A 15,230-nucleotide genomic window follows, 5' to 3' on the forward strand; every position below is an offset into this window, starting at 1 on the left:
CCTCTCTGAGGGCGAAACGTGCGATAGCTGGTCGCCAAAAACAAACAGCATTCAACCTCAGCCTAAGGGCGCACTGCGCCTGACAGGCTCTGTGTGCCCAAGTTACTTTAAGGAGCACACATGTCTCATCTGAACAATCTCAAATCCGTAATGATCTCTCTCGCCGCCGAACATAAGCTGCCTGAAATCTACCAGGATGACATCACTACCGATGTGGAGTCTCTGGATCGATTCGATGGTTTACGTCTGGTCTGGCTGTTGCGGTCTTGCGGCAGCGTATTGGTGCCAGCGGAAGTTGGCGTTAATCCGATCTATATCACCCATTGGTTGTGGTCTAACCACGGTCAACAGGTGGTTCCATTCTCTGTGGATACCCGCACGGGGTTGATTGAAAAAATCGACTTCGAGCAAGCTGAAAAGCTGATCATGCAGATGCCTTGCAACCTCTCTTCATTGCAGAACAAGGAATACTTGGTTGACCAGGTAAACCGAGTGTTGCAACGAGGTTGTGAAATGCGTATCTGGGGTATCTTCGAGTCTCCAAGCTCGGTGGAATCCGTTGGTGGTTGGAAAGAGTGGCAGAGCTATTTCAGCTCTACTGGGAATCGACTGATGGCCGATTTCGTTGGTAAAGCCATTCGATTCACCAACCCTCGATAAATCGCCGTTCAACCATTAACCCTAATTAACCCTATGGGGCTCCGATAGCCCTGAGGGGACGGGGCTCCGCAATCGCAATAAGGAGTCCCTATGAAAAACCTATCAGCTTTGGAAGCAGTTCTTGACTACGACAAACCTTCTCGACGTTTTCTTGATGAGCTCAACGAAAACCAGATGAAGGATTTGTCCGGGGAAATCTTCGCCAAGCTCTACTGGAGCAAGCGTAATCCCCAGTGGTACGAGAAAGACACCAATCGGCTGTTTGCACGACTTCGTTGGGTTCAGCGCATCATCAAGAAGCGCTTGAAAACCGGCAAGGTTAAACCTGAACTGACAGAAAATGGTTCAGTGATGGAGCGCTTCAACTTCCCTTATGGTGACACTCTCGATTTCTTCCATCGGTACTTGCGACATCCCAAATGGGAGGTTGTGTATCAAGAATCGGGGTGCAGTGCCTTTTGGAAAAATGAAGCAACGCTTGAGCTATGCACCTACTGCGAAGGTGATGTGGTCATGATGAAGGCTCCTGATGAAGCAACCTTCTTTCGTGATTGCAATCGCCTTAGCTGGTGGTATGCAGATAACGCTTGATCTTAATCCCTAACCAGGGGCGAACCGGCCCCTGATGGGAGCATGGTGCGCCCCATCTATGATGGAGGACGCCATGTTCAAATCATCAGTATGCTCCTACGAAAACAGGGGGCCTTACGGAAACAACAAGTACCGAGGCAACTGCTCGGGCTTTATCGTTAAAGACTTCATTGAGTCTTACATGAGAAAGCCGAACGGGCTGGTGGCAGACCCAAGTGTTGGGGGTGGCTCTAGCATCGACGTTGCCAATGAACTTGGTGTCCGTTTCAAAGGGACAGACTTGCATCAGGGGTTCAACCTGTTGCGGGATGACTTCCTTTCGTTCCTCGGAGAGCCTGCACACCTGATCTGGTGGCACCCTCCTTACTGGGACATGATCCAGTATTCAGGTAAGCAGTGGGGCGAGCCCAACAAATGGGATATGAGCCGCATGAATTTGCCTGAGTTCGTTGAAGCCCTTGAGCTGGCCGTTATGAATATTCATGACGCCTGTGAGCGAGGAGGGCATTACGGAATCCTCATGGGAAACCTGAGGCGCGATGGGGATTATTTCAACCTGTCCAGCCTTGTGGAACGTATCGCACCTGGGAAGCTGGTGGATGAGATCATCAAAACACAGCACAACTGTGTGAGTGACCGAACTCAGTATTCCGGGAAGCTGGTGCGTATCGCCCATGAAAAGCTGTTGGTGTTTCGTCGTAACGACGTTGCCTCATCGCTCTGTCTTCTTGCTGCCGTACACCGTCGAGCAACCAATATGGTTTCGACTACGTGGAAAGCTGCAATACGCCGAACCCTACAGGGGAAAACGTTGAAGCTGGAGCAGATTTACAAAGAGATTGAACCCTACGCAAAGCATCGAGAGAACAACCACTGGCAAGCAAAGGTCAGGCAAGTTCTTCAAGATGCCAGGTTCTTTATTCGCATCGAGGTAGGTGTCTATGCACTTGCTGAGTAGCCCAACCGGGGCGTGACATCCCGGAGGGGATTGGTCGCGCTCATCAACAACAAAGGAGCGTGACCATGAACGTACAACTTCAAGCCAGCAACAATGTGCTGTTGGCGCAAATCGAAAGCAAAGGCCTCACTGTTGAAACGCATTGTCGCAGTGGCTTTTGTGGCATGTGCCGGGTTCGTCTACTCGAAGGTCAAGTGGCCTATGACGAGACGCCCATCGCATTTGTCAAAGAAGGGGAAGTGTTGGTTTGCTGCGCTAAAGCAAAAACCGATGTGACCTTGGAAATTTAACCCATCCGGAGGAGCCTTTCCTGCGGGTGGGGCTCCTCTATCCATTACGAGGAGAAACACTATGTCTATCAATACCAAAGTTGAACAAATCGCATACGGTCATGCTACCGCTCTAGTGCTCAGTGAACTGGGCCAACAAGAGAATTGGTGCAAGGCTTATGAGTATTTGTCTGAGTGTGTCGAACGGGGAGACGAGCCTGAGGATCTGGTCGTTTGGCAACCGTTTGAGCACTGGGAATGGAAAGACATTCTGGAGCAAATCGAGAGCGAAGCCGAGTCTCTGCTTTCGACTATTAAGTCCGTTTTAGGCTTGGCCCACAAAGGCATCATTCAGTCAGCAATTGACTGCTCTCTGGATTCGGACATGACCCAGCTTGACCTGATTGGAATGGTCGAGCTCGGAAGTGAAATCGAAGATGGGGAGTGTGCTGGAGGTGGCTATGCAGCTTAACCGATACACGGCCAGGGAGTCTGACAAAAGTCGGATACTTCGGACCATCGGCTGGTGCAAGCGCAATCACCTTACACTTGCCGGTCTTCCATACGAGGACAATCTTGCAGGAAGTGACGGGATCAGCATAGAGATCATCACTCCTCCTGGTATGTCGCGGGAAATGTTGGAGCAAGCCGTCAGAGAGGGGTATTCAGAGCGAGATGTCGTAAGGCATCGCATTCTGGAGTGCCCTGTCGGTTGGTTCATGGAAGCTGATGGCAAGGCATTTGATCATGAAGTGTTCCACGATTACGTGGTGGCTCATGGTTATGGCGAACCTTCCAGCGAAGCCTATGAGCTGGCGGAGCGGTGGTTCTGGCAGGGCAACGATTATGCGTTGATAGCTGCGGAAATAGTTGCTCGTGATCTTTGTGTTCGTGATGACGAAGATGAGGACTGATCCTATGGATGCTGTAGCGCATATAGCAGCAGATAACCTTGTACCGGCATGTGGAGGTGCAGAGAAGCCGTTTACCGTTAGTGGTAGACAGTGGCTTTACTGCTATCACCCAGCCAGTGGGAGGCACTGCTACTTAGACCTCGATAATGACCGTCCAGTCTGGCATCGAGGATTTCATCCTGCTTTTCATCCTGAGCTTGAGTTCGCTGATGAAGCTGAGTTGCTTCGACCAGTTGAGCGAAAGCCTGACCATGAAGAGCTGGAGGATTTTTACTTTTAACCCACGGGGCCGCTCTTCCTGATGGGAGACGGTCCTCCATTCTCAAAGGAGAAGACCATGAAAGATCACAGTCAAACGATTGTGTTCCCTGGGAACAATGTTGAATCACTTGCTGAGGCTAACGCCATGTTGAGCGCTGTGTCGGAAGATGCACGTAAAGCCAGCAATACGGAAGACAAACGTGACCTTGAATCGCTTCAAGGCTGGCTGGAAGAGAACATCAATTCTCAACTGGCAGGCGTGAAGTAACTATGACTGTAACCCCACTGGGGGCTTCATGCCCCTGTGGGGGCATGGTGCCCGTAAAAGGAGTCACCATGAATGCAGTGAAGATGATCCAGAAGGAAAACCAGCTTGAGCTGCCGCTTTTCTTCCTGGATGAAGAGCCGAAGACCGCAGAAGTCATTCCATTTGAGCCAAAGCCTGAATGGACTGATGATGAGGTAAGGCAGTTACGTGATGGGCTTTTATGGCATAGCCTTAGAGTCCTTGCTGATGGTCGAGCTGGAAGTGAAATCAAGCAGGAAACGATGGCTTGGGTGATGTCCGATGAGGTACATCCATTCTCATTTGTGGTCTGCTGCGATGAAGCAGGTTACGATCCATCTGGAGTAAGGGAAGGCGTGAAGTCTATCCTAAACCGCTTAGCGCGGGTTAAAGCGGGGGGTTAACCCCCTGCTTTCCCAGTGGCATCGACTTTCACATGTGAAAGTTTGTGCCCCTCGGAAAGCAAGATTTTGCTCTCTGTCGAGAGTGAATAGTGAGGTAGCTGGCCTCCCCAAACAAACAGCATTCTACATAACCCTTGGGGGATCACTGCCCCTCGGGCTGGTGGTTCCCTGACAAACATGGAGCCACAACTATGACTACTCTTGCCAGCTTTGCGAATCCGATTTCTGTTATTCAACGCTCACCAACCAGTGGGGTGTTTGGCACAAATCAGTTCGTAGGAGACAAAGAGGGATTTGTACAAAAGGTGCTCGGAAAGTGGTACTGCAATCCAGGGAATACCATTCCCGTTGAGAGCATGTCCCACCTTGAGCAGGCGGAGAAACTGTATGACTTCTATGTCAAGTATCTCCAAGTGAAAGAAAAGATCTCTGTGAACCTTGGCCGGGTGCTGCATAAGCTGTACAGCACTGGTTCTATCAAGGAAGCAGAGATCGTGCTTGAAGCAATAAAGGCTCAGGCTGGCGTAACAGCTTGAGCAATCTACTAACCCTAAACCGGGTGCATCCGCCCGGTTCGGGACGTGGTGCGCCCCCAAACTATTTGGAGTGCATCATGGAAAAACATAACCTCAAATCCGGATTCAGCATCTATTTCGCTGACGTCCATTTCGAGAAACAAGTCTACGCATTCGGCTCAGGACTTGGCTTCACCTCTGTGATTTACGCCTACTCGCTGGGCCGAGATCCGGAAGAAGCTGAGAAGCTGGCGCTTGAAAAGTACGACTCTGACGAAACGAAGGTGAAGAAGGTGCATGTCAATCTGGCTCGCAGCCAGGACATCAACCGCTACACCTTCCCTGAACAAATGGCTGGCTTTGCTAATGCCATTCAGTCTCACGGCATCGCTGTGAACTGAGAACCACTTTAAACCCATCGGGGCCATTACTTCCCGATTGGGACGGTAGTGGCCTCTCAACCGAAAGGAGAGAGCTCATGGCTACTATCGTAAACACCAAGTTAGGAGAACATCGAGGCAAGAAGCGCGTCTGGCTGGAAGGCCAAAAGCTACTGCGTGAAGGTTACTATCCTGGCATGAAGTATGATCTGGAGCTGAAAGATTCCCAGGTTGTGCTTCGCGTCAAAGAGGAGGGTAAGTTCACCATCAGTAAGCGCGAGCGCAATGGCCGGGTGTCTCCAATCATCGATCTGACCGTGCAGGAGCTTGCTACCGTTTTTGACGGTGTAGAGATGCTCCGCGTGTTCATCCGTAACGGCGCAATTGTGATCTCTGCTCACCATCAACAAGAGCGAGTGATCGAGCGCGTCAACCGGCTTATCAGTAAGCTGGAGAATGGAGAATCGCTTTCGGTATGCAGCCTCTTTCATGGGGGTGGTGTGCTTGATAAAGCGATTCACGCCGGTTTTCACAAGGCGGGAATTGCCAGTGCCATATCTGTGGCCGTGGAGATGGAAGGGAAATATCTCGATTCGTCTTTGGCAAATAACCCGGAGCTTTGGAACGAAGATTCTATTGTTATCGAATCGCCAATCCAGGCTGTGAATCTCAGCAAACGCCCACCACAGGTGGATGTTTTGATGGGGGGCATACCGTGTACCGGCGCGTCAAAGTCAGGTCGCAGTAAGAACAAGTTGGAGTTTGCCGAATCGCATGAGGCGGCAGGTGCCATGTTCTTCAACTTCCTGCAATTCGTAGAAGCGCTAAACCCAGCCGTTGTGCTGATTGAGAACGTGCCTGAGTACCAGAACACCGCTTCGATGGAAGTGATTCGTTCGGTGCTCTCTTCGTTGGGTTACTCCCTACAAGAGCGCATTCTCGACGGCAATGAGTTTGGGGTTATTGAGCGCCGCAAGCGTCTTTGTGTTGTTGCGCTTTCCCACGGGATCGACGGGTTTGAACTTGAGAAGGTTCAGCCTGTTCGCACCAAGGAAAGTCGCATACAGGACATCCTGGAGCCAGTTCCGCTCGATTCTGAACGTTGGAAGTCATTTGACTATCTGGCTGAGAAGGAGTTGAGAGACAAAGCTGCTGGCAAGGGGTTCTCTCGCCAGCTTCTGACTGGCGACGATGAGTTTTGCGGCACCATAGGTAAGGACTATGCAAAATGCAGAAGTACCGAACCTTTCATTGTTCATCCAGAACAGCCGGAGTTGTCTCGCATCTTTACACCGACAGAACATTGTCGAGTGAAAGGGATACCAGAGGAACTCATCCAAGGTCTGTCGGACACTATTGCCCACCAGATTCTCGGGCAATCGGTAGTCTTTCCCGCGTTCGAGGCTTTAGCCCTCGCATTAGGGAACAGCCTGTGGAGCTGGGTTGGAATGATGCCAATCATGGTCGAAGTCGTGGATGAATCACAGCCGGTGATCGGTGGTGAAGACTTCCATTGGGCAACGGCATTGGTTGACGCAAAGGGCACTCTCAAGCTGTCACCGGCAGCGAAAAAACAGGGGATGCCCTTCAACATTATGGATGGTCAATTGGCTGTCTATTCACCTAACGGAACTAAAAAGAGCTGCGGCCATGAGCCTTGCGAATATCTCCCGGTAATGATGTCCGGAGACGCAATCATGGTCACTTCATCTTTGGTTCATTAGTAACTCACCGGGGCAATGCCGAAAGGCCTTTGCTCCGGCCTATCCGAAAGGAGAGTAATCATGAAAATCGAAACTGTTGTGCCTTTACCTCCCGAGGATTCAGGCCTTCAACACTGCATTGCCAGGTTCCATAACCGCAACATGGATTCCAAGCGAAAAGACAAGACCCGTTTTTTCAGGAGGGAGCCGGTTATGATCGTAAACCCAGAGACCAAAGCAAAGGTTCTCCGGTATGCGATGGGCAACCCTGGGAATTTATCCATCACAAAGCTGGCGGTCGCGCTGGATTACGATGCGGTAGATGCTCTGGGTGTTCGTTTTAAAGACACTGTAAATCTTGAGGTTCGCAGAGCCAGGCGCTGGGAAGTCTGGCAGTGGTTCTGGAACCATCCGGATCAAAGTGTCCAACTGTCAATCAAATTGGGCGTGGTTGGCGCTGTGTTGGGAGTCATGGGCTTCCTGACTGGCGTAGCTCCGTACCTCTTGGGATAAACCAATAAAGCCGTTAACGGGCAATGTAAGTCCGGAGACGGCTTGCATTGCTCTCTCGAAAGTGGAGAGTCAAATGAACACATTAGAACAACTTGTAAATCAGAGAGTGCTTGAGGAAGGTCTGAAAAAGGCGAAGCCATTGGCCGCGCAAATGGGGCTTGAATCTGTACCTGATGAGATGCTTGAAATGATCTGCCCAAACTTGAACTACTCTGGGCAGTTTACGCCAGCTCTGTACGCGAGATTTCAAAGCGTAAAGCGATTACTGAAAGAGTTGTCGGAACAAACCTCACCTAAGCACGGGCATATTGTGAAGTTTACCAACCAATATGGGAGCTACGATGAGTCAGCTTTGCTGTTCAAAGAAGGCGACGTCAGAAACCAGAACTTGGTTGCTTGTGTGGGCGGGAAGACGCTAAATCTCGGAGAGCTAGAGCTTCGAGATTATGGGCTCAATATGCACATCGGTTGCGGTGGACCATTTGAGCCGATCTCAGAAGCGCAGATTCAGTCCTTGTCTGAGTTTGACTTCTATGAGACGACCTACAGATTCTGGGGCCAGAATCCATGTGGAAACGGGATGATAGACATCACCGTCCCTATGAAACGTTGGTTCTTGACTGTGTAGCTTCAACCTGAGTGCGCCGAGAAATCGGCGTACCGGCCCCTTAAAAAGGGTAATCAGCGCAGGGGGAAACCCCGCGCTTTCCCAAGCATCTCGGTTTCCCAGGGTGCTTCGGAAAGTGCCTTAGGCGCTCAAGTGCGGTAGCTGGCTGCCAAAAACAAACAGCAAATTATCAACCCTGACGGGAGCACCTCCTGTTAGGGGGCTCCGTCATAAACTGAACGGAGATATAGCATGTCTAAAAACGTCAACGATGTTTTTTCAAACCGAACTTCTTTGGAATGTACTGTAAATGCAGCGCTGGATCGTCGTATCGGTCTGCGTGTCGGGTTCCCTCATTACAGAGAAGGAGCAAACGGTGTGGTTTGTGAGATCGAAGCAGAGTACCCATTGCTCAACACTCATTCGAGTGTTGCATGGCCCCTGCTCGATGAACTCAACAGTTACACCATCCAAAAAAACCAATCGCTCATTGATCACATTGATAATGCGGTCGCTGAACTGTTGAAACACAAGGCTCGTCTACAGCTTGATATTCAAAAGCTGCAAGACGGTGACATTGATCTGGTGAAACAGGCCAAGCAGCAATACGAAGACAACCAGATGTCGAGTAGCAGCTAGTTCAGGTCTGATAGCCAGGATTCAATTTTAACCCTACCGGGGTGCTTTCCCGGAAGGGATGGGCACCCTGCTAATCCAGGAGGCCCTATGCAACAAACATTAAACTTTGATCTATCAGAACAACCCATCCCAGTGCTTTTGCGTGGGGATAAGTGGGATTCTGTTTGGTCAGAACTGACTGATAACGAGGATTTGAACTTCGTTGATGCCAGTAGAGGAACCAGTCTGTCATCGTTGATCACGTCATCGGTTGAGTCCATTCACACGGCCTTAATTGATGGGTGGACCATGATGATCGGCTATTCCAGTGGTAAAGATTCTGAAACGGTCTTGCACCTGTTCCTGATGGCCCTGATCCGGGCTGTAAGGAGTGGGGCGACCATCAGCCAGCACCACTTCATCTTGCACACTGACACACTGATCGAAAGCCCAGAGGTAAGGTGGCTGGCGGATCAGAAACTGGCCGAGCTGGAGCGTTTCATTGCGAAGGAAAACCTTCCTCTGACCATCGTTCTAGCAAAGCCTGGGATCTCGCAGAGTTGGACGGGCCGAATCCTTACTGGGAGGGGGTTGCCTACGTTTTCCAACTCCACGGCCCGCCAGTGTAGCCAGGATTTAAAAATCACCTCTGCCAAAAGAGCGAAGGCAGCTTATATGCGAGAGCTTCCCAAAGAGGTTCGACAGAAAGTCTGCCTTTTGCTGGGCAGTCGTGATGCTGAAAGCACTATTCGTGCGGCCAACATTGCAAAACAGCGAGGAAGCTCAGATCGCGTCATTAAGACGAAAGATGGGGGTGAGCTGTATGTGGTGAAAAACTGGTTGGCGAGTGATGTCTGGGAGTTCTTACTATCCGCTGGCATGGGCTCAGCATATCCTCTGCCAAGTTACTTGGAGAGCAATGTCACTACGGCAGAGCTTTACAAGGCGGCAACAGGGGAGTGCGTGTGGTCGGCAACAGAGAAGAAGGCCAGTGACGCCTGTGGCGCTCGCTTCGGTTGCTGGGCTTGCCAGGCTGTTGGGTTGGATAAGTCAATGGAGACGTTGCTTGCCACGGACCCTGAAAGGCATGGCTATATGTCGGGGCTGAACCGCATCCAGCGCTACTTGGCAAAACGCCGGTACGCATGGGAAGACCGCCATCCCGTAGGTCGAACGATTTACGAGGGCGGATACATCAAAATACAGCCGGACGTTTACAGTCCTGTTTTCCTAGAACGATTGCTTCATGTCTGTTGCAGCATGGACTACATGGAGCAAAAGAGAGCTGATGAGCTGGCATACAAGCTGGCTACTGGTCAAGCAGAGGATAACGACTGGAACCGTCGAATGGCAGAGCCACAATTCCGGATCATATCGGAAGAGGCTTTAGTCCATATCGACTTCATGTGGGCCTTCCATCATTTCAATGATAAGCCTTTCCATGCCCTGGAGATTTACCACAGGGTTTGGTCGATGGGTGATCTGGACTTGCTGGAAGACGAGCCGCAGTGTGAAACCGTTCCTCAGTCACCAATTCCGAAGCCATTGTGGTTGAAGGTTGGTCGCTGGGGCGATGGTTCGCTTTCTGATGGCTTGGCCGATCCGTTAGCGGAAATGGCTTACTTTGACGGCGGGGATGACCCGTTGGCAGCGCAAGTGATCAATACCGCAGACGGAAAGAGAAGGGTGGTTTGCTTCGCAGAAGATGATGAAGTGAAAGTCGATCCCGACTCCGCTGCGTTCATCATCTGGAACGAATACCCGCGACTAAGGGAGTCTGTACTAAAGGGACATTATACGCCCGGTAGTGCAGCGCAGTTCTACCTTCGGTTCGGAGCAATCCAGCTTGCGAAAGGAAAAGGCGCTTTGTATCACCGTATGATGCAAAGAGGTCAAACCTACCACCAGATGGGCCTTACAGGGCTACAGACGATGGAAGGAATCCAACAGCGCAAGGATGTCAAAGTGCTTAGCGATGCTAAGTACAAAGATCTGGTGAAGCGAAAAATCAAGGGAAGACTGGCAACGGTACGCTGGTGGGTCAACTTGCACTTAACGTTCAAGTACCATCTGCACCACCGTACTCCGACGGGGTTGTTCATCGAGAAGCAACTTGACCAGGAAGCAATGGAAGAACAGAAACGGCATCAGGAGCGATGGTTTAACTACGTGACTGACGCGATGCTTTGTTACTCCAGCGCATTCTGTATGAGCGTCATGGAAGGGCGAGAGGGGAGCGGAAACGCCAACATTCGTCGTTACATGGCCGCGACCAGAAGGAAGGCTTATACGGCCCTCTGCGAGCTCTTGGACAATACTGACGCCCAGTGGGTGAATGATGTGGTCCAGAGTGCCGTAGGGCAGTATGAGGCGATACAGGCAGCCCTAACCGAAGGTTCCGCGCTTGCTATCTATCTCGACTGGATCAACCTACTGTCAAAACGCCATCCAGCCTCTTTGGAGCGACATGTCAGAACGATGATCAAGGCGGTTCAACGCTTACATCGCCGCGACGACACAGAGTTGCAAAGAGGACAGCAAGGCTTGTCCTTGGCCGCATAAAAAGCCCTCCTTCGGGAGGGCTTTTTCTTTTGCACCCCAAAAGGGCAATTACAGCGTTTTACCCTTTTAGGTGGCTGTCATACTCTTTGTTCATTGTCAGCGCTTGCTGGCTATAACGGTAGCTGGCCCAAAACAGCAATAACCTAACCCCTCGGGAGGAAACCCCTCCTGGGTTCTCTCCCACAAACAAAGGAGAGAAGCATGAGCCTAGACAAGTTAAGTCGGCTGGTGGACCAACAACGAAAGACCCAGGATGAAATCGACAATGAAATCATTCTGGCCGTCAAAGAGGTGTTGGCTACAAACTCAGTCGGTTTAGCCCGTGAGCTTGTTGGGGGTGTCCCGCAAGATCATCCATTCCATCCGTTTTTACTCGCTATAGCTAAGCAGCTTGACCCGAGATAACTAAGTAACCCAACCGGGTACACCAAGGCCCGGTCGGCTTTGGTGTACCTCCAACCAATTTTGGAGGCACTATGTCTAATTCAAATTTCGGCTTTCTAGCTCTGGCCTTGCGCCAACGCCTGATCAAACGCTGGTCACTGATGCACTCTGTTCAACCGGAGTCTGTGTTGGAACACAGCGCTGTTGTTACCCTGCTTTCCTACCTGGCTGGCAATATTGCCATTCAGCAAGGGAAGTCGGTGGATCTGGCAGTCATGCTTGCTCATGCTTCGTTGCATGATGCAGCCGAGGTTCTCTGTTCGGATGTTGTAACACCGGTCAAGAAAGCAAACGCTGTTTTGCAGCGTGAGTTTGAACGACTGGAAAAGGCCGCAGAGGACAAACTCATCCAGACTCTTCCCGAAGAACTCCAGGATGCAGTCGCCATAGCCTTCGCTCCCGGTGGCTATGAACAATCACTGGTTAAGGCCTGTGATACCTACTCCGCTTACATCAAGTGCAAACTTGAGGTGGCCGCAGGTAATGGCCTTGAGTTCCAGGATGCTCTCAGCAAAATGGAACGTGTTGTTGCTCAGGTGAAATCGGACTTCCCGGAAATCGACGCTCTGGACAAATGGTTTGGTAACGGACTCGGCCATTCAGTAGATAAACTGCTGGCAGGGGGTAACGATGACTAATCCAATCCCTGGCGACATCAAGATTAAGGACTTTGGCCGCGACCGGAAATTCCGTTCGGTTGATGAGCTTCAAAGCACTTTGTCAGAACAGTACAAAGGTCAGCATGTCAGCATCGTTTACCCTGCAAAGCCCAGCGGTTTACTCCGCACGGTTTTTGTCAGTGTCGATGATGCTGGTGGCGTGAATCGAACCTATGGGGACCAGTCTCCTGTCGATTTTTCTGCCATCAAAGATGACCTGTATGTACCAAGTGACCTGTAGGAGAGCACTAGCTATGGTGGTGATCATCGTAAACACAGGACACTATGAGTTTATCGGCCTTGGTGAGACCCACGGACAAGCCACAGAAGGGCTTTTGAAACGCTGGGACGAACACTGCGAACGTAATCCGGATGCTGAGTCTGGTTACATGCAGGAGCTGATAGAAGAAGGAAGCGCACAAGTTGTCGAGATGGAGCCCGGCTCCGCCGTAATTTACGGACTTGACGGCTAAGCCTTCTCAACTAACCCACTCGGGCGCATCATCCCGAGAGGGTGTGGTGCGTCCTAACCAAAAGGAATGCACTATGTCTAACTTTGAACAAGCTCTGGAGCGTACTGACGGTAAAACACTGATTCTCAGCAATGGGAGTAAGTGGGCAGGCCAAGACCCGGACAGCATTCAGACTTTACTGGATGTCCTGGGTGACAACGTTCTTGACCCGATGTTTGAGCAGTATCACTGTTATCGCCCATACCCGTTTGAACCAATGGTGAGGACGGGGCGAAATGGCGAAATGTTCCAGCCTTGGCTTGGGGCAGCCTGCTTCTTTGGGAACTTCCTGACCGTCTCTCATGTTTTCAACATCATCACGAAAGATGACGGTGTTGTTGAGGCCTTAACAGAGGCGATCCGGAAGAATATGGCGACTGAACAGTACCAGCAGAATGCCTATGAGCGTTATGCCGGTTGGTTCTACGCTGAAACCAGCGAAGGGTTAAGGCTAGTCTCTCCAAGTGAGGCTGCCGACATCCGAGCTGGCGCAGTTTCAAAGCTGCGTTACCCAAGAAACTTCGAGGTTATGAAAACTGCGGTTCTCAAAGGTCCTCGATTTGATACTGAATTAAACCGCAAGGCTTCTTAACCCAAACATTAACCCCACGGGGGACATCGGTCCCTGAGGGGATGGTGTCTCCCTCTGAAATTAAGGAGATACCAATGATTAAACAGCATTTTCAAAACGAACTGGTTAAGTGTGGATACCCGGATGATCTGACGATTGAGTACAGTCTCGGATACTGCCAGGGGGATGGCGTAGCCTTCTACGGGGATTTGAGCGTTGATGACGTCAAAGCTCTCATGAATCGCCTATTCAGCACTGAGCCCGGCCAAGTGGATGCTGTCAGCCGCGTGAAGAACCTGATGGCACAGAAAGACATTGAGAATATGCTTTCTGTCCTCCGCGAATATGGTTCCTGTGACCTGTCCATTACTCGGAATAGTCACGGGCATCACTACAGCCATTGGAACTGCATGAACATCGACGACAACGTGGACTTCACAGGGATCTTCCCTGATGATGATTCCATGATTGGCACCGGCATTGAAGGGATTAACCAGGATATGGTCGAGCGCTGGCAAGACCTCTGGGAACGCTTTGTGCTGGAGCTGGCGGATGATGTAAAAAGTCTTTCCAAGAAGCTCGAAGCGGACGGGTACTCGCTGATCGAGGCCTCTCCATGCGAAGATGAAGTGGTTTGGGAACGGGCCACTGAAAACTACCTGGTGCGTGTTACTGAACTCCCTGAGCGGGATTTCGATATGGGCCACTGGGATGACGAAGTAAGAGACCAAACAATTTGTTCTATCCTGGAAGGGAAAGAGCGAGTGCTTGGCCTACGTGTTGAGGTACTCTCTCGTGAAAACGAGATTGTCCTGGGTGAAGAGAGTCTGCACGGCTTGACCGTTGCCAGTGATGACAAGAGCTACGCTGGCTACAGACGAGAACTTCTCCGGGGCGCTATCCAGCAAACCAGGGACTTTTTCTCTCGCCACCTCAAAGCGGCATAACAAGGCAGGGGGAAACCCCTGCTTTACTTCCCAAGTCTTCTTACTCATGGTTAAGCCATCAGTAAGCAGATTTTGTCCTCCCTGAGGGCGAAAGCGTGCGATAGCTGGTCGCCAAAAACAAACAGCAAATTAACGTTAATTTATTAATCCCTGCGGGAGTCTATCTCCTGCTGGAGATACCTCCCGTTATTTCTGGAGGTATCCATGAACAAATTCCAAGACTTTAAGTTGGTTTATCGTCAAGGTGGTCGTCGCTTAGAGCGTGTCTTTAAGGACACTCTTTACGCGAATGTGAAGCGTGTCGCTGACTCGTTTCCTCCGACCGTTCTTTGGCGCATTCAGCCAGCGTAAAACTCGGAACCTTAAAGCTCGGCTTTGGCCGTGACCTTTCAATAACCCATGCGGGTACACTTCCCCGCACGGGGTAGGTGTACCCATTAACTTTGGAGTACACCTTATGAACCAAGTAGCTAAATTGGACCTCGCCCAAATCCGTCAACAAGCCATCAATGATGGTCTGCTGGTGGACCAATCTTCCATCGGTAAACAAGCTGGTTTCCTGACCAATGTGGCAGTGACCCCGGCAATTGTCGATGGAGTATTTGGTGCAGATGGTAAGCACTCGGTAGAAGACTTCCTTTTCATGTTTTTGCAGCTTTGTGTTGCTCAAACAAAGGTCGCTTTTACCGACAACAAGAATTGGGGAAAGATTCGTCTTTATTACCCCATGCCCACTGTAGATGGCTTTTTCAAACCCACTGAGGTTGTGATTAAGTCAGATCCTGTAACCGCAGATGTCACAATCATGATGGCCTCGGAAGATGGCACTCATTTGTGCTTGTGATATTCACAAAAT

General features: G+C 50.7%; 24 protein-coding genes. All 24 read left to right on the forward strand.

Annotated elements, in window-relative coordinates; genetic code table 11:
• Positions 1 to 120: 120 nt before the first annotated feature.
• The 24 genes from R7F07_RS19305 to R7F07_RS19420 all read left to right on the forward strand — a co-directional run bounded on the left by R7F07_RS19305 (position 121) and on the right by R7F07_RS19420 (position 15,218).
• Positions 121 to 660 (forward strand): hypothetical protein, encoded by a 540-nt coding sequence (locus R7F07_RS19305; protein ID WP_000018872.1) that lies wholly within the window; start codon positions 121 to 123, stop codon positions 658 to 660.
• Between the two features lie 90 nt (positions 661 to 750).
• Positions 751 to 1,251, forward strand: coding sequence for a hypothetical protein (locus tag R7F07_RS19310; protein ID WP_000793769.1), 501 nt, complete (start codon positions 751 to 753; stop codon positions 1,249 to 1,251).
• Positions 1,252 to 1,324: 73 nt separating this feature from the next.
• A complete protein-coding gene (locus tag R7F07_RS19315; protein ID WP_000477209.1) occupies positions 1,325 to 2,209 on the forward strand; it encodes a hypothetical protein in 885 nt (294 codons plus the stop codon).
• A gap of 65 nt (positions 2,210 to 2,274) precedes the next feature.
• The gene (yfaE, locus tag R7F07_RS19320; RefSeq protein WP_001102700.1) at positions 2,275 to 2,499 is read left to right on the forward strand and encodes a class I ribonucleotide reductase maintenance protein YfaE; all 225 of its coding nucleotides are present in this window, start codon (positions 2,275 to 2,277) and stop codon (positions 2,497 to 2,499) included.
• Between the two features lie 61 nt (positions 2,500 to 2,560).
• The gene (locus R7F07_RS19325) at positions 2,561 to 2,950 is read left to right on the forward strand and encodes a hypothetical protein (protein ID WP_000026577.1); all 390 of its coding nucleotides are present in this window, start codon (positions 2,561 to 2,563) and stop codon (positions 2,948 to 2,950) included.
• Positions 2,940 to 3,392: a hypothetical protein gene (locus R7F07_RS19330; protein WP_001176699.1), complete on the forward strand. Its 453-nt coding sequence runs from the start codon at positions 2,940 to 2,942 to the stop codon at positions 3,390 to 3,392. The genes R7F07_RS19325 and R7F07_RS19330 overlap by 11 nt, the downstream gene beginning before the upstream one ends.
• A 4-nt stretch (positions 3,393 to 3,396) precedes the next feature.
• The gene (locus R7F07_RS19335) at positions 3,397 to 3,672 is read left to right on the forward strand and encodes a hypothetical protein (RefSeq protein WP_000340223.1); all 276 of its coding nucleotides are present in this window, start codon (positions 3,397 to 3,399) and stop codon (positions 3,670 to 3,672) included.
• 57 nt (positions 3,673 to 3,729) lie between these two features.
• On the forward strand, positions 3,730 to 3,921 hold the full coding sequence (locus R7F07_RS19340; RefSeq protein WP_000651508.1) for a hypothetical protein: 192 nt from the start codon (positions 3,730 to 3,732) through the stop codon (positions 3,919 to 3,921).
• 68 nt (positions 3,922 to 3,989) lie between these two features.
• Complete coding sequence (locus tag R7F07_RS19345) at positions 3,990 to 4,343, forward strand: hypothetical protein (protein WP_000994741.1); 354 nt, start codon at positions 3,990 to 3,992, stop codon at positions 4,341 to 4,343.
• A gap of 191 nt (positions 4,344 to 4,534) precedes the next feature.
• Positions 4,535 to 4,879 carry a hypothetical protein gene (locus R7F07_RS19350; RefSeq protein WP_000209093.1) on the forward strand — a complete coding sequence of 115 codons (345 nt, stop codon included), beginning with the start codon at positions 4,535 to 4,537 and terminating at the stop codon, positions 4,877 to 4,879.
• 77 nt (positions 4,880 to 4,956) lie between these two features.
• Positions 4,957 to 5,259, forward strand: a complete 303-nt coding sequence (locus tag R7F07_RS19355; RefSeq protein WP_000410925.1) for a hypothetical protein — start codon at positions 4,957 to 4,959, stop codon at positions 5,257 to 5,259.
• Between the two features lie 77 nt (positions 5,260 to 5,336).
• Positions 5,337 to 6,962 (forward strand): DNA cytosine methyltransferase, encoded by a 1,626-nt coding sequence (locus R7F07_RS19360; RefSeq protein WP_000201432.1) that lies wholly within the window; start codon positions 5,337 to 5,339, stop codon positions 6,960 to 6,962.
• A 60-nt stretch (positions 6,963 to 7,022) separates the two neighbouring features.
• Positions 7,023 to 7,454, forward strand: coding sequence for a hypothetical protein (locus tag R7F07_RS19365; RefSeq protein WP_000687894.1), 432 nt, complete (start codon positions 7,023 to 7,025; stop codon positions 7,452 to 7,454).
• Between the two features lie 73 nt (positions 7,455 to 7,527).
• A complete protein-coding gene (locus R7F07_RS19370; RefSeq protein WP_001093868.1) occupies positions 7,528 to 8,082 on the forward strand; it encodes a hypothetical protein in 555 nt (184 codons plus the stop codon).
• Positions 8,083 to 8,313: 231 nt separating this feature from the next.
• Positions 8,314 to 8,700, forward strand: coding sequence for a hypothetical protein (locus R7F07_RS19375; protein ID WP_000042274.1), 387 nt, complete (start codon positions 8,314 to 8,316; stop codon positions 8,698 to 8,700).
• An 87-nt stretch (positions 8,701 to 8,787) separates the two neighbouring features.
• On the forward strand, positions 8,788 to 11,241 hold the full coding sequence (locus R7F07_RS19380) for a phosphoadenosine phosphosulfate reductase (protein ID WP_001187970.1): 2,454 nt from the start codon (positions 8,788 to 8,790) through the stop codon (positions 11,239 to 11,241).
• A 201-nt stretch (positions 11,242 to 11,442) separates the two neighbouring features.
• The gene (locus R7F07_RS19385) at positions 11,443 to 11,646 is read left to right on the forward strand and encodes a hypothetical protein (protein ID WP_000050848.1); all 204 of its coding nucleotides are present in this window, start codon (positions 11,443 to 11,445) and stop codon (positions 11,644 to 11,646) included.
• 71 nt (positions 11,647 to 11,717) lie between these two features.
• Positions 11,718 to 12,323: a 5'-deoxynucleotidase gene (gene yfbR / locus R7F07_RS19390; protein WP_000071870.1), complete on the forward strand. Its 606-nt coding sequence runs from the start codon at positions 11,718 to 11,720 to the stop codon at positions 12,321 to 12,323.
• Entirely contained in the window at positions 12,316 to 12,585 is a 270-nt protein-coding gene (locus tag R7F07_RS19395; protein WP_000184110.1) for a hypothetical protein, read from the forward strand. The genes yfbR and R7F07_RS19395 overlap by 8 nt, the downstream gene beginning before the upstream one ends.
• A complete protein-coding gene (locus R7F07_RS19400) occupies positions 12,575 to 12,817 on the forward strand; it encodes a hypothetical protein (protein ID WP_405532174.1) in 243 nt (80 codons plus the stop codon). Before R7F07_RS19395 ends, R7F07_RS19400 begins: the two co-directional genes overlap by 11 nt.
• A 73-nt stretch (positions 12,818 to 12,890) precedes the next feature.
• A complete protein-coding gene (locus R7F07_RS19405; RefSeq protein ID WP_000064431.1) occupies positions 12,891 to 13,448 on the forward strand; it encodes a pyruvate dehydrogenase in 558 nt (185 codons plus the stop codon).
• A gap of 74 nt (positions 13,449 to 13,522) precedes the next feature.
• The gene (locus tag R7F07_RS19410; protein WP_000595210.1) at positions 13,523 to 14,374 is read left to right on the forward strand and encodes a hypothetical protein; all 852 of its coding nucleotides are present in this window, start codon (positions 13,523 to 13,525) and stop codon (positions 14,372 to 14,374) included.
• 204 nt (positions 14,375 to 14,578) lie between these two features.
• Entirely contained in the window at positions 14,579 to 14,725 is a 147-nt protein-coding gene (locus tag R7F07_RS19415; protein ID WP_001032042.1) for a hypothetical protein, read from the forward strand.
• A gap of 106 nt (positions 14,726 to 14,831) precedes the next feature.
• Entirely contained in the window at positions 14,832 to 15,218 is a 387-nt protein-coding gene (locus R7F07_RS19420) for a hypothetical protein (RefSeq protein ID WP_001077335.1), read from the forward strand.
• Positions 15,219 to 15,230 lie beyond the last annotated feature (12 nt).

The organism is Vibrio sp. YT-16 (assembly GCF_033337405.1).
In the GTDB taxonomy this organism is placed as follows: Bacteria; Pseudomonadota; Gammaproteobacteria; order Enterobacterales; family Vibrionaceae; genus Vibrio; species Vibrio alginolyticus.

Coding starts and splice junctions, on each gene's coding strand:
- R7F07_RS19305 (WP_000018872.1), top strand. CDS start 121: ATGTCTCATCTGAACAATCTCAAATCCGTAATGATCTCTCTCGCCGCC.
- R7F07_RS19310 (WP_000793769.1), top strand. CDS start 751: ATGAAAAACCTATCAGCTTTGGAAGCAGTTCTTGACTACGACAAACCT.
- R7F07_RS19315 (WP_000477209.1), top strand. CDS start 1,325: ATGTTCAAATCATCAGTATGCTCCTACGAAAACAGGGGGCCTTACGGA.
- yfaE (WP_001102700.1), top strand. CDS start 2,275: ATGAACGTACAACTTCAAGCCAGCAACAATGTGCTGTTGGCGCAAATC.
- R7F07_RS19325 (WP_000026577.1), top strand. CDS start 2,561: ATGTCTATCAATACCAAAGTTGAACAAATCGCATACGGTCATGCTACC.
- R7F07_RS19330 (WP_001176699.1), top strand. CDS start 2,940: ATGCAGCTTAACCGATACACGGCCAGGGAGTCTGACAAAAGTCGGATA.
- R7F07_RS19335 (WP_000340223.1), top strand. CDS start 3,397: ATGGATGCTGTAGCGCATATAGCAGCAGATAACCTTGTACCGGCATGT.
- R7F07_RS19340 (WP_000651508.1), top strand. CDS start 3,730: ATGAAAGATCACAGTCAAACGATTGTGTTCCCTGGGAACAATGTTGAA.
- R7F07_RS19345 (WP_000994741.1), top strand. CDS start 3,990: ATGAATGCAGTGAAGATGATCCAGAAGGAAAACCAGCTTGAGCTGCCG.
- R7F07_RS19350 (WP_000209093.1), top strand. CDS start 4,535: ATGACTACTCTTGCCAGCTTTGCGAATCCGATTTCTGTTATTCAACGC.
- R7F07_RS19355 (WP_000410925.1), top strand. CDS start 4,957: ATGGAAAAACATAACCTCAAATCCGGATTCAGCATCTATTTCGCTGAC.
- R7F07_RS19360 (WP_000201432.1), top strand. CDS start 5,337: ATGGCTACTATCGTAAACACCAAGTTAGGAGAACATCGAGGCAAGAAG.
- R7F07_RS19365 (WP_000687894.1), top strand. CDS start 7,023: ATGAAAATCGAAACTGTTGTGCCTTTACCTCCCGAGGATTCAGGCCTT.
- R7F07_RS19370 (WP_001093868.1), top strand. CDS start 7,528: ATGAACACATTAGAACAACTTGTAAATCAGAGAGTGCTTGAGGAAGGT.
- R7F07_RS19375 (WP_000042274.1), top strand. CDS start 8,314: ATGTCTAAAAACGTCAACGATGTTTTTTCAAACCGAACTTCTTTGGAA.
- R7F07_RS19380 (WP_001187970.1), top strand. CDS start 8,788: ATGCAACAAACATTAAACTTTGATCTATCAGAACAACCCATCCCAGTG.
- R7F07_RS19385 (WP_000050848.1), top strand. CDS start 11,443: ATGAGCCTAGACAAGTTAAGTCGGCTGGTGGACCAACAACGAAAGACC.
- yfbR (WP_000071870.1), top strand. CDS start 11,718: ATGTCTAATTCAAATTTCGGCTTTCTAGCTCTGGCCTTGCGCCAACGC.
- R7F07_RS19395 (WP_000184110.1), top strand. CDS start 12,316: ATGACTAATCCAATCCCTGGCGACATCAAGATTAAGGACTTTGGCCGC.
- R7F07_RS19405 (WP_000064431.1), top strand. CDS start 12,891: ATGTCTAACTTTGAACAAGCTCTGGAGCGTACTGACGGTAAAACACTG.
- R7F07_RS19410 (WP_000595210.1), top strand. CDS start 13,523: ATGATTAAACAGCATTTTCAAAACGAACTGGTTAAGTGTGGATACCCG.
- R7F07_RS19415 (WP_001032042.1), top strand. CDS start 14,579: ATGAACAAATTCCAAGACTTTAAGTTGGTTTATCGTCAAGGTGGTCGT.
- R7F07_RS19420 (WP_001077335.1), top strand. CDS start 14,832: ATGAACCAAGTAGCTAAATTGGACCTCGCCCAAATCCGTCAACAAGCC.